This is a genomic window from uncultured Arcticibacterium sp. (assembly GCF_964021845.1).
Taxonomy (GTDB): Bacteria; Bacteroidota; Bacteroidia; order Cytophagales; family Spirosomataceae; genus Arcticibacterium.
Window position 1 is genome coordinate 19,707 of record NZ_CAXHZC010000001.1, and the last position, 12,123, is coordinate 31,829.

12 protein-coding genes are annotated in these 12,123 nt (G+C 38.0%); 1 reads left to right on the forward strand and 11 read right to left on the reverse strand.

Going from position 1 to position 12,123, the window contains the following annotated elements:
* Positions 1-3 precede the first annotated feature (3 nt).
* The 6 genes from AADJ06_RS00095 to AADJ06_RS00120 form a co-directional block, all read right to left on the reverse strand.
* Complete coding sequence (locus tag AADJ06_RS00095; RefSeq protein ID WP_341224344.1) at positions 4-1,941, reverse strand: GDSL-type esterase/lipase family protein; 1,938 nt, start codon at positions 1,939-1,941, stop codon at positions 4-6.
* Between the two features lie 9 nt (positions 1,942-1,950).
* Positions 1,951-2,319: a glyoxalase gene (locus tag AADJ06_RS00100; protein ID WP_341224345.1), complete on the reverse strand. Its 369-nt coding sequence runs from the start codon at positions 2,317-2,319 to the stop codon at positions 1,951-1,953.
* A gap of 152 nt (positions 2,320-2,471) precedes the next feature.
* Positions 2,472-3,473, reverse strand: coding sequence for a sugar phosphate isomerase/epimerase family protein (locus AADJ06_RS00105; protein WP_341224346.1), 1,002 nt, complete (start codon positions 3,471-3,473; stop codon positions 2,472-2,474).
* Between the two features lie 162 nt (positions 3,474-3,635).
* Positions 3,636-4,241: a Pr6Pr family membrane protein gene (locus AADJ06_RS00110; protein WP_341224347.1), complete on the reverse strand. Its 606-nt coding sequence runs from the start codon at positions 4,239-4,241 to the stop codon at positions 3,636-3,638.
* A 221-nt stretch (positions 4,242-4,462) separates the two neighbouring features.
* Entirely contained in the window at positions 4,463-5,770 is a 1,308-nt protein-coding gene (locus AADJ06_RS00115; RefSeq protein ID WP_341224348.1) for a gluconate:H+ symporter, read from the reverse strand.
* A 151-nt stretch (positions 5,771-5,921) separates the two neighbouring features.
* Positions 5,922-6,353, reverse strand: coding sequence for a MarR family transcriptional regulator (locus AADJ06_RS00120; RefSeq protein ID WP_341224349.1), 432 nt, complete (start codon positions 6,351-6,353; stop codon positions 5,922-5,924).
* Between the two features lie 209 nt (positions 6,354-6,562).
* On the opposite strand from AADJ06_RS00120, the gene AADJ06_RS00125 reads away from it, so the two are divergent.
* A complete protein-coding gene (locus AADJ06_RS00125; protein WP_341224350.1) occupies positions 6,563-7,234 on the forward strand; it encodes a porin family protein in 672 nt (223 codons plus the stop codon).
* Positions 7,235-7,285: 51 nt separating this feature from the next.
* Here the strand turns inward: AADJ06_RS00125 and AADJ06_RS00130 are convergent, their stop codons facing one another.
* The 5 genes from AADJ06_RS00130 to AADJ06_RS00150 form a co-directional block, all read right to left on the reverse strand.
* Positions 7,286-8,893: a M1 family metallopeptidase gene (locus AADJ06_RS00130; RefSeq protein WP_341224351.1), complete on the reverse strand. Its 1,608-nt coding sequence runs from the start codon at positions 8,891-8,893 to the stop codon at positions 7,286-7,288.
* 70 nt (positions 8,894-8,963) lie between these two features.
* Positions 8,964-9,863: an SDR family oxidoreductase gene (locus AADJ06_RS00135; RefSeq protein ID WP_341224352.1), complete on the reverse strand. Its 900-nt coding sequence runs from the start codon at positions 9,861-9,863 to the stop codon at positions 8,964-8,966.
* A 16-nt stretch (positions 9,864-9,879) separates the two neighbouring features.
* Positions 9,880-10,575, reverse strand: a complete 696-nt coding sequence (locus AADJ06_RS00140; RefSeq protein ID WP_341224353.1) for a peptidylprolyl isomerase — start codon at positions 10,573-10,575, stop codon at positions 9,880-9,882.
* A gap of 3 nt (positions 10,576-10,578) precedes the next feature.
* On the reverse strand, positions 10,579-11,496 hold the full coding sequence (gene hemC, locus AADJ06_RS00145; protein ID WP_341224354.1) for a hydroxymethylbilane synthase: 918 nt from the start codon (positions 11,494-11,496) through the stop codon (positions 10,579-10,581).
* A 2-nt stretch (positions 11,497-11,498) separates the two neighbouring features.
* Positions 11,499-12,071 (reverse strand): hypothetical protein, encoded by a 573-nt coding sequence (locus AADJ06_RS00150; protein ID WP_341224355.1) that lies wholly within the window; start codon positions 12,069-12,071, stop codon positions 11,499-11,501.
* Positions 12,072-12,123: the final 52 nt, after the last annotated feature.

Below are 12,123 nucleotides of genomic sequence, written 5' to 3' on the forward strand. Positions count from 1 at the left end.
AGTTTATTCATTGATGTAGAAATATCTTATTCTACAGGCGTTTCCATTACTTTTAGCATCTTTTGTTTCGGCTATTTTAATCTGGAGTTTATGCTTTTTGTTTTCCAATTCTGAACTCAGCGTATAATACCACGGAAGATGTAGAGAAGCACTCCATGGAGCGAAAAGGTTTAGCTTTTGCCAAGCTCCATTGTCAATTTTATATTCGATATAACCTGCGTCTTGACCAGCAGCAACGGCTATTCCTACGGCTTTCCCAATAAAGTTTAAAGTCAGTTTACTACCCGAGCTTTCGCTGATAAGCATAGGTACTTCATGATAATTTGGTCTTACGCCTGTATCATCAGAAGGAGACCACGCATTATTTATAGCCCAACCCTTTGATAGTTGAGCTTCTTTAATGTCTATCAGTTTTCCGCCTTCATATGCGAAAGGATCTAAGATGCTTGGAAGATTTTTAGCAATAATCTTATCATCGGCATCAATGTGCGAGTTATAGGCATTTTCTAAAAACTTGAGTAGAGAGTGGGCGTAAATTCCTTGACCGAAAGGAGAGGGGTGAAGGTTTTTGAAGTCATCTTCCCAAGTGAACTCTTTGTTGTTGATTCTTTCGGTAACTTCTCTAGCAAGGTTAATAGTAGGTATATTATAATGTGCAGCTACTATATTATGATTTTGGATGACTTCGGGCTCTGTACCATTGGTATAATCCTTTATCTTACTTGGGTCTACAAAATGCATGAGTATAATATCAATTGAAGGATTCTCTTTTTTGAGATGTCTAATTATACCCTCTAGAGCACGTGTTTGTTCTTGGGAACTTCTACCGTTTGAAGCATCATTTACGGCAGCTTCTTCAAAAAGCAAGTCAATACTTTTTAGGTCTTTAATGTCTCTGGTAAGCCTAAAAGCTGCTGGCGTAGTACCCATAGATGGTATTCCTGCAGCAATGAATTCAAAGTCGGTTTCTGGGAACTTTTTGACCAAATAATTGGAAATGCTGTCTCGCCATCCAGAATTATAGGTGATGGAACCACCCAAAAAAGCTACTCTTCCCTTTTTTGATGTCTTAAATTTGATATGGCTATTTTTAAGCCCATCCCCAATGGTATGGTAAAGTTCTGAGTTTAGTTTTCCATGCTTTAGTGCATTGTATTTTATAAAATCAGCCACATATCTAGGTGTTTCTATGTCAAAGTGGTGACCTTCTAGCTCCTGCTTCCCTTCTGTGCAAGGTACTGCGGTGGCTATTCCACCGAGTTCTATATATCTATTGATAAGTTTTAAACTGTTTTCTGCCGGTGGAACTATTTTATCTTCCAAACCTATCATGTGCATAATAGGCACCTTGGCGTTTGCTAATGCATCTAAGTTATCTATAGGGTTGTTTTTATAGTTTTTAGCTTCTTCATCTGATTTAAAACCGTATTCCGTTTTAAGTTTTTCCCAGTCTTTGGCACTGCCTTTTCCTTCACCAAAACCGCCTGGCCAACTGGTAAAATCACAAACAGGAGCTTCAGCATATATGCAAGCCACTTTTTCTGGATTTATCTTTGCCCAGTTGTAAACAAATAGTCCCCCTCTGCTCACACCCATTAGGGCTACTTTCTTATGAAGGGCGTATTTGTTGCTGACGAAATTGTAGAAATCATCCCAAACCTTTACAGCATCTGGACTACCAAACTTGTTGTCGGTATTTATGTAAACCAAATGAAAGCCTTCTGCCACTAAAATGCTGTCTGCTTCTGTGTGCCAATCTGGAAAGCGAGCTCGCCAAATCCATGGGTTTCCGCTCGCTACTTTTTTGGGAATTATAATTCTGGCTTCTCTTTCTTGAAATAGGAAGTCTACTCTTTCAAAGCCCTTCCAAGTGTTTTGGGCCTTAAGACCTGAAAATGATAAGCAAAAGAAAATAAGGCTTGCAAAAGCGGATTTGAACATAAAAATGGATTATTGATAAAATTTGCCAAAATGCCAGAGTACGCCAGACGGGTCATGCATAAAAATTTCTTCGCCCCAATCGTTTTTAATAATTTCGGTAAATCTGACCCCTTTGAATTTTGAAGGGAGGTTTTTTGAAAGTAATTCAGCTTGACATTTTTCTACATCATCTACTTCTAAAAAGACCATAGAGTTATTTATCCATTTCTTTTCGTAATAGTCTTGGAGGTAAAAGGCTAGGTTTTGGTTGACCTTGAATAATGACATGGAATTGTCGATGACTACTTCTTCAAAACCTAAGGCAGTGTAAAATGCTCTGGACAGAGAAAAGTCCTTTGCTCCAATAAAGGTTCGGATTGATTTTGATTCAAAGGGCATGGCTAAGCTTTTTAGTAAATATAAGGGAATCTCGAGTCAAATAGAAAGGTCTGTATTCTAAGATTAGATGAGAAGCAGATTTGTGAGGGCTTAAACAAAAAATGCAGCAAGAAGTATTTCCTGCTGCATTAGTTAAATGAAATGAGCGTTAATTAAGCTTCAATTTCTTTGAGAGATTTTTCAATAAGAGCTTTAGTGGCTTTGATACCTTCTTCTTCAGAAAGGTCAGAACCTTCATACTCAATTCCAATATTGCCTTTAAAACCTGAGTCTTTGATGATTTTAAATATTTTCGTAAAATCAGACTTTGTTTCATTTCCTTCAGCATCAAAGTTGTGCGTTTTAGCACTAACTCCTTTCGCGTAAGGCATTAATTCTTCAATTCCTTTATATCTATCATACTCATTAGCACAGCCATCTGGTGTTCTTTCCATGCAGAAATTTCCAAAATCAGGAAGTGTTCCTACGTTTTCCATATTTACAGCTGCCATTACACCTGCTAACCAAGACCCATCAGAAGAATATCCACCGTGGTTTTCTACTACTACATTAATGCCTTGCGTAGCTGCATATTCGCCTAATTTAGAAAGCCCTTGTACAGCGTTTGCTGCTACTTCTTCAGCCGTTCCTTCTCCTGCTGCGTTAACTCTGATGGTTTCTGCACCTAAAGTTTTGGCTATTTTAATCCAGTTGTAGTGATTTTCTACAGCTTTCATACGAGCTACAGAGTCAGCATCGCCAAGGTTACCTAAAGCATCACACATAATAAGACCTACGGTTACGCCTTCTTCGTCGCATTTTTGTTTGAAGGCTGCCCAATAGGCGTCATCTTCGGCTTTGCTGTAATAGAAAGTGTTTACTAATTCAATGATATTCACACCATAACTTTTAGCTAAAGTCGGGAAATTTACTGGGTCAATATCGCCTTGAAGTAAAGAGTCTGGAGCTTCTTGAAGTAATCTGAAAAAGTTTCCAAAACCACCATTAAGAGCATCGCCAAAGTAGGCTTTGTGTAAAGACCACTGAGCTAAGGAAATTTGATAATCTGGTGTTGTTAAAGTTTCTTCAGAAGTTTCTGAGCTCGTATTACAGGCAGAAAAAATAAGCGTGAAGGCTGTAAAAAGTACTAAAAGAGAATAGTGTTTTTTGTTCATTGTAAGAATGATTTTAAAGAGTTGATTCTTTTCAAAACCTCATAAAGGGTTATGGATGGCTTGAAGAAACGAAAGTACCGCGAAATCTTTAATGTTACAAACTGAGTCAATAAACTTAGTTTTGACGCCCTTTTGGTCAATGGAAGTTTAACTAGGCTGTTTCTATTTGGCCGGAAGTCGTTTTCCTATCAATACAAAAGCTGCTGAAAGCACAATGAATACCAGAAGTAGTATTACGGAGTTTGTCAATACTTGGGGCATGCCAATCTCTAGTACATTTACAAAAGGGTATGGGTAAAAGTCTGAAATACTACCTCTGAGCAAAACAAATACTAAATAGACAAGAGGATAAACAAGCCAGTTGATAATGTTTTTTAGTTCAATTTTCGATTTTTCTTCATACAAATACCAGAAGATGAGTGTGGTGACTGGTACTACGCTATGAAGTAGCTCGTCTACTATTTTTTGAAGACCAGTAGGCTCCCAAATGGCTCTTAGAACAAATTGATAAACTAAACCAACTACTAAAATGTAGACAGTAATAGCTGTCAATGAACCTGGTTTGCTCAAGAGTTTTGAGTTTTTTCCCAGTGCTAGATAAGTGAAGTAAATAGCGACGAGCGTATTGGTCAAAATAGTAAAGAAGCTAAAGAAGCGGATAGTAGCCTCGGTGGTAGACGTAACCCGATTTTCTATCATCAAAACGTACTGAGCGATAACAGCAAACCAGCCAATTAAGGCTAGAGCTATAGCGATATTCTTTTTCATGATGAGGTTTAGATGGTTGGTTTAGTAAACTTAGTGAAAATTGGTAATTCTACATCGCTATGGTGTTTTCATGGTATGGTGAGCTTACTTATGATAGTATCATATGATACTACTGATAACGTAAAATGATGAAGAAAACGTTAATTCGTTAAAAGAGGAATAAATTTGAAAGAGAGCCCTTTTTGTTATAAGGACTCTCTTTAGAATATTGAAGTTTGATATCAAACCACCAAACTCAAAAGCATAACACCAATCAAACCAACTACAGAAACAAGGGTTTCCATAACTGTCCAAGTTTTTAAGGTGTCTTTGACCGATAGGTTAAAGTACTCTTTGAAAAGCCAAAAACCGCCGTCATTAAGATGACCCATTATTAAACTTCCTGAGCCTATGGCTAACACCATAAGTTCTGGTTGGAAATCTGGCTGAGAACCAAAAAGAGGGGCTAAGATTCCAACGGCTGTTAAACCTGAAACTGTGGCAGAACCAACACAAATTCTAATAAAAGCTGCTGTAGCCCATCCTAATAGTAATGGATTGATGTTTACGTGTTGTAGCATTTCTCCTATATAAGTACTGGTACCTGAGGCAGAAAGGATTTCTTTCAATGCTCCCGCTCCTGCAATAATCAATAATATTACGGCGATGTCTTTAAAGGATTCAGCCAAAGATTTTGACACATCTTCTAAGTTTCTGCCTTGTTTTATTCCTAAGAAATATACCGCAAAAAATACAGAGAGAAGCATACCGAAATATGGCTGGGCTATTAAGAGTATAAACTGACTGTCTGGAAAGTACCCTTTGATTACTGAGCCAGCCGAAAGAAGAATTACTGGCATGAGTGCCACTAAAAGGCTGATACCTAAACCTGGTTGAAGTTCTTTAGGAACTGGTTTGAAACCAAAAATAGTTGGGTCTGGTGTGATATCGAAATTCTTTAAGGTCTTAGCGAAAATAGGCCCTGCAACAGCTATGGCAGGAATAGCCACTATTAAACCATAAATTAAAGTTTTACCTAAGTCGGCGTTTAACTGAATACCAATGGCTGCTGGCGAAGGGTGTGGAGGTAAATAACCATGAGCCACAGAGAGCGAAGCTAACATAGGAATACCCACATAAAGCATATTAAAACCAGATGCTTGAGCTACGGCAAAAATCAATGGAATAACAATGATAAAACCAGCATTATAGAATAAAGGAATACCAATGATAAAACCTGCAAGGGCTAAGCCCCATTGTAGGTTTTTCGTTCCTACTTTGTCAAGGAGGGCGTCGGTAATTTTAGAGGCAGCACCACTTTCTGCCACCAGTTTACCAAGCATGGCTCCAAAACCAATGATTAAGGTCAGATCACCTAAGGTTCCACCTATTCCGTTTTGAATGGCATTTCCCACTTCCACCACGTCTAATCCGCTGGCTATTCCTATCCCGAGCGATACCACTACAAAGGATAGAAAGGTGTCTAATTTTACTACGGCTATAAGGAGGATTAAAGCCAAAATTCCAAGGAGGGCAATAACTAAAGGCATGTTTTTGGGTTAGGGTTGAATTATGAACAACCGAAAAACGCACAATTTTTTAACAAGTGCAATAATACAGCTTGAAGGTTTTGATATAGGTGTGAATATTGGTGAATTTAGTATTAGCCTGAAGGGATTTCTTAAAAGTAAGAGCCTTTTTCTACTCCAAATTATTATAAATGGTATCCATAATTCTTACTAATTCTTCAAAATCGTTATCGCTTAAGTTTTCCCAAGCTTTGTTACGCATTTTTAGCACTATGGGGAAGGCCTCTTTATGAAGTGCTCTTCCTTTCTCGGTTGGAAAAAGCATTTGTTTTCTTCGGTCTAGTTTTGCCGTTTTTCTTTCTACAAATTCTTTTTTGATAAGTATACCCAAAATTCTGGTGATGGTAGGGGCATCTTTTGCGGTAGCTAAAGCTAAATCGTTTTGTGAAATGCCGGGTACAGGAATTAGGTGATCTAAAACCACCCACTGGTCTACCGTGAGGTCAATACCCCCTTTTATGAGCTGTTTCTGTAGATAGTTCCTGACCTTTTTTACGGTGGTGTCTATTTTATAGAAGTATGCCCTTTGGTCAGATTTAGTCATGTACGGCTCTTTGATTCTTTTAATGAGGCAAATATAAGTTATATATCTAATTTAAAATTATTGAACATACAATAATTAATGATGTTTCAGAAATTACTGAAAATTAAATATTGATACTTTTTCTTATTAACGCAGTCTTAACATTTGAAAGGGAAACCCAGAGGGCTTCCTGTGCATCTAAGAGGCATACAATAAAATAAACTAATACAATGAAAAAGATTTTAGCATTACTATTCACATTAATAGCATCAGTAGGTTTTGGTCAAAATGCAATAGGAGTAAGGGGGGCATTTACTGGCTCTACCGTTACCAAATTTCCTTTGATAGAAAACATTACGCCAGATTTTAAGTTTTTGCCTTCTGGAAGTGCGGCAATATTTTTAGAGATTCCTTTAGACGCTAATTTTTCGGTCCAACCTGAAATTGCCTTTACTCAAAAAGGATTTAAAGTAGATGAGGCTATAAACGTAGGTGGTGATTTCCTTGGGATTAACATTCCAGTTGGTGGAAGGGTTAACTTCAAAACCAATTATATAGAGCTTCCCGTTTTGGTGAAATACCACGTGGGAGATAAAGAAGCAGCTCACTATTATGTAGCTCTGGGGCCATCAATAGGCTTTATGGCAGATGCTAATATGACCGTGAGGGTTTTGAATATATTTCCAATAAAGACAAATTTGAATAATAATATGTACAAGGCTTTTGAGTTTTCAGGAGTAGCAGCTATGGGTTTTGAATTACCAGTGTCAGCTAAGATGAAGGCTTTTGTAGAAGGTCGTTACCAGCACGGTTTTTCTAGGGTTCTTGATACACCCATATTTGAATTACCAGTAAGAAATAGAACACTCTCAGGAGGGTTAGGAGTGAAGTTTAATATTTAATTTTAGTAGTTTGTTTTTTAATTGCCAGGTCCATTTGGGCTTGGCAATTTTTTATTTGGTGTTTACGTAATAATCGTCATTAACTTGAAGAAACTTGCCTTTTACTTTTTTCCATTTTTTAGATGGGTTAATAAGTTGGTTCTTTTTATCGTCAATAGATACTCTCAAAGGCATCTCAAAATCATCTACTGTATTAGTGTAGCGATACTTAATTTTTCTTCCTTTGTTCATCCACTCCAGTTTAGGTATTTGGGTGGTTCTTAAATACTGTGTGAAGAAAGGCTCTAAAGTTAAACCGGCTTTATCAGCGATGTATTCTTCTATTTGCTTAGAAGTTACTGTTTGATGGTAAAAATCTTTGTTTAAACCTCGTAAAATGTCTCTCCAAAGTACGTCGTTATTAATCCACTGGCGTAAAGTGTGTAGCATGTTACCGCCTTTATAATACATATCAGAAGAGCCTGATTTCTTAACGCCATAATCGGCTATGATAGGTGAGTCGTTTTGAATTCTCTCCCTAGTACCAATTACATATTCGGCTCCTGCTTCCTTGCCATAGAAATATTCTACAAAAAGACTTTCTGAATAATTGGTAAAGCTTTCATGAATCCACATGTCGGCCACATCTTTGTTTGTGATGTTATTTGCAAACCACTCATGACCACTTTCATGTACTATGATAAAATCCCATTTTAGTCCCCATCCGGTACCTGACAAATCTGTGCCTTGGTAACCGTTTTTATAGCCGTTGCCATAGGTTACCGAACTCTGATGTTCCATGCCTAAATAGGGCACTTCCACTAATTTATAACCGTCTTCATAAAAAGGATAGGGGCCAAACCAGTGTTCAAAGGCTTCTAATGTTCTGTAGGCATCTTTAAACTGAATTTTGGCCTTCTCTAGGTTTTCACGGAGTACATAAAAAGAAACTTGTAGTGGTCCCTTTTCTCCCTGAAAAGAGTCTTGCCAACTCAGATAGTCTCCTATGTTAATATTGACTCCGTAATTGTTGATAGGATTATTTACAAACCAAGTAGTAGTTCTGCTACCATTATCGTGTAGCTCCATGTTTCTTAATTGTCCGTTTGAAACATTCCATAGGCCATCGGGAACTGTAATGCTAATTTGCATGCTGTCCACCTCATCTGCCATGTGGTCTTTACATGGCCACCATACACTTGCACCTATGCCCTGATTAGCTGTAGCTGCAAAAGGTTTACCATTGCTATCTTTTGACCAAGTAAGGCCACCATCCCATGGTGCTTTTGGTGCTATTTTCGGTTTTCCCTCAAAGTTTATTGTAATAGCCCCCATTTGGCCCTTTACTTGAGGCTCGGCCAGGGTTACCAAATAAGTATTTGGACCGTCTTTAGTAATAGTGGTAGCTAAATCAGCCTGCCTTACAGCCGTGATTTTCATGGGAGCTTGCAGGTCTATTTGGAGCGTTTGCCCATTATCCACCGCCTGATAATAAATAGTGTTTTGACCTTTAAAATATCTATTGTCAATATCTACATCAACGGCTAAATCATAGTATTTCAAATCCCACCAAGCTCTCTCTGGCGTAACACTCCCTTTCAAAGAATCCTCATGAGTGTATTGAGCATTTGCCAAAAGGTTGAAGAATACTAGAAAAGAAGCAAGTTTGAGAGATTTCATACAATTTTCATGTTTGTTGAAACAAATATATCTAAAAGTCGCTAAGGAATTAGGAAGCCGTTTTAAGCTCCTAAGCTATTTGTTTTGCTAAAAAAGCAATCCCTTCCTCAAAAGAAAGTGGTTTGTAGCCTAATTCGTTTACCGCTTTGTCAATATTAAATCCAGTACGTGGCGGTCTTTTAGCTGGCTGTGAGAAAGTGGCCGCTGTAGCTTCTTTGATAAAGCTCTTATCTAAATTAAAGAAATCGGCGGTCATATGAGCCATTTGGTAAGGGTTCAATAAGTCTTTGCCAGAAATATTGAAAACCCCCTCTGCTTCTTTTTCTGCTATTAAAGCACAGCCTTTAGCTAAATCTTCCGCCAGGGTAGGGGTTCTCCACTGGTCGTTTACCACGTTAATTTGTTTACCATCTTCTAAAGATTTTTTAACCCAAAGTATGATGTTAGAGCGGCTCATGTCATGAGCAATTCCGTAGACTAAGACCGTTCTGGCTATTGACCATTTTATGTTTGAATTAGTTACCAAATGCTCTGCAGCTAATTTGCTCCAGCCATAAAAACTTATTGGATTTGCGGCTGCCTTTTCGTCATAAGGTCCGGCACTACCGTCAAAAATGAAGTCGGTAGAAAGATGACATAAGAATGTACTATTTCTTTCGCAAGCATCTACCAAATATTCGGTGGCAGTTACATTCAGAGCCCAGCACGCTTCTTTTTCTGCTTCGCACTGGTCCACATTGGTCATGGCGGCAGTATGAATCAAAACGTCTGGCTTGAAAGTATCCATCACCTCATCCACATTTTCCTTGTTGGTAATGTCCATGCTTTGGTAGGTGTAACCATCGGCTATTGGTAAGCGGTTTCCTCCTCTTGCCGTGGCAATGATTTCAAACTTTCCTTCTTCTAATAATAGGGCTACTAGCTTTTGACCAAGTAGGCCATTAGAGCCTGTAATTAATACTTTCTTCATGTTCTGATTGTAGTTCTTAGTATTGGTATCCGTACAGTTTTGTGATTTTCTTTTTTCTCATTTTTTTCACAGACACCTTCATGCTTATATCTTCTATTGGCTTGTCAGCCCTACTTTTTTCTACTTTTTCAATTGTGTCAGCTGCTTCAATACCACTAATCACTTGACCAAAAACTGTATAGTTATTATCAAGGAAAGGAGTCCCGCCTTGTTCTTGATATGCTTTTAACTGCTCATCAGTATAGGTCAATTTAGTTCTGGCCATCATTCCCTGCATCTGCTTAGCAGAGTATTTTTTACCTGTAACTATATAAAACTGACTGAAAGAAGATTCCTTTTTTGGATTATTAGTTCTGGCTGCCGCCAAAGCTCCTTTAATATGGACGTGTTCAGGTACAAACTCATAAGGGATTCTTTCCTCCTCTTTATTATAGCTGGTACTTCTGGTTCCGTCATCTGCTTTTTTTGTAGCTAAGTTTCCACCTTGAATCATAAATTCATCAATAACGCGATGGAAAATAGTGCCGTCGTACTGCTCGTTTTCTGCTAGTTTGATGAAGTTAGCTTTGTGCAAAGGTGTCTCATCAAAAAGTATAAGATGCATGGTGCCTTTACTCGTTTCCATGGTAACTAAATAATCCTTTTTGCTCACTTTCTGAGCGAAGGTGTTTAGGCTAAGTCCTATCAGTATTAAGAGAAGTAGTTTTTTCATTATTTATTTCGAAATTTCAGTTCTTATTTCTGACAGGATTTCTTTTCCGCCTGCGGCCAAAAGCCTTTCGCCGACTAGATTGCCAAGGTTTTCTGGTTCTGTTCCGTTTTCTTCAATTCTTAAAACTTTTTGGCCGTCAAGGCTAATGATTCCGGCATTTAAAGATATTTCATTTTCAGCGTTTAAACTCGCTGTTCCAAAAACTGGTATTGAACAGCCACCGTTTACGGTTTTTAAGAAAGCTCTTTCGGTCAAAAGGCATAATTCCGTTTCTGGATGATTACAGGCATTTCTTACAAAATCTCTTTTTTCGCTGTCAATGTTTACGGCCGTTTCAATAGCTACAGAGCCTTGTCCCACAGCAGGAGTAAATGTTTTTTCATCTATCACTTCCTGAATAATGTCATGGTACTCCATTCTGTGAACACCTGCGTAAGCTAGCAGGAGAGCATCACAAACGCCGCTTTCCATTTTTGCAATACGGGTTTGTAAATTACCTCGCATATCCACAATTCTTATTTGTGGGTAAAAAGCTCTCAGCATCGCAATTCTGCGTGTACTTGAGGTTCCAACCACAATATTGTCAGTAAGTTTGACTTGTTTTTTACTAGCCAAAACATCGTTTATCTTTTCTCTTTCTAAAAAGGCTATAACCTCAAATTTATTACCAAGGTCAGATTGTAAATCTTTGGCACTATGCACCGCTATATCTACGGAGCCATCTAATAGCTGTTCTTCTAGCTCTTCAGTGAAGACACCTTTACTGCCAATTTTTGATAAAGACCTATCCAGTATCTTATCACCTTTGGTATGAATAATGACTATTTCTGTGGAAGCACCGGCTTTGTTTAAAAGTTCTTCCACGTGGTAGGCTTGCCAAAGTGCTAGTTTACTACCTCTTGTACCTATTTTTATATGCATGATTATATGAATATTGAGCCAATAGAGCTTACGATAATCCCAACCAGAAGGCCAGCTATGACCTGTAATAAAGTATGGGCGTTTAATTTTAACCTTGAAGATAATACTAGGCCGGCAACTATAATTGCCAGAAAGAAAGGGGTATTTAGCGACATTTCGTCATACTTGAATTTAAGCATGAAAAATGCTCCAATTAAGCCGCCAATACCAGCTGCATGAGCACTTATTTGCCATTTGAGGCTAACCAAGGCTATAATAAAGATAGTTACGGCTATAAATCCTATGACAATGGCAGTGCCTTGTAGTTGAGGTCCTTTTTGATAAAGGAAATAACTCAGGAAACCAGAACTGATGATTGAAAAAAGGAAAGGAAACCTTCGGTCTGAAAGTTTTTCCAATGTTATGCTTTCTATGGATTTTCTTTTATAAAGCCATAAAACCATTAAAGAAGGGAAGAAAAAAGTATAAGCAAAAACAAAAGCCAATAGTATGAACTTTGCTTTTATGGAGGAGCCGTCAATTCCGATAATGTATGGGCAAACAAAATACAATGTTGCCAATAAAGCCGTGGGCATGATGCCTGGGTGAAATAGATAGGAAAAAAAGCTAGCGAGTTTTTTGCTCACA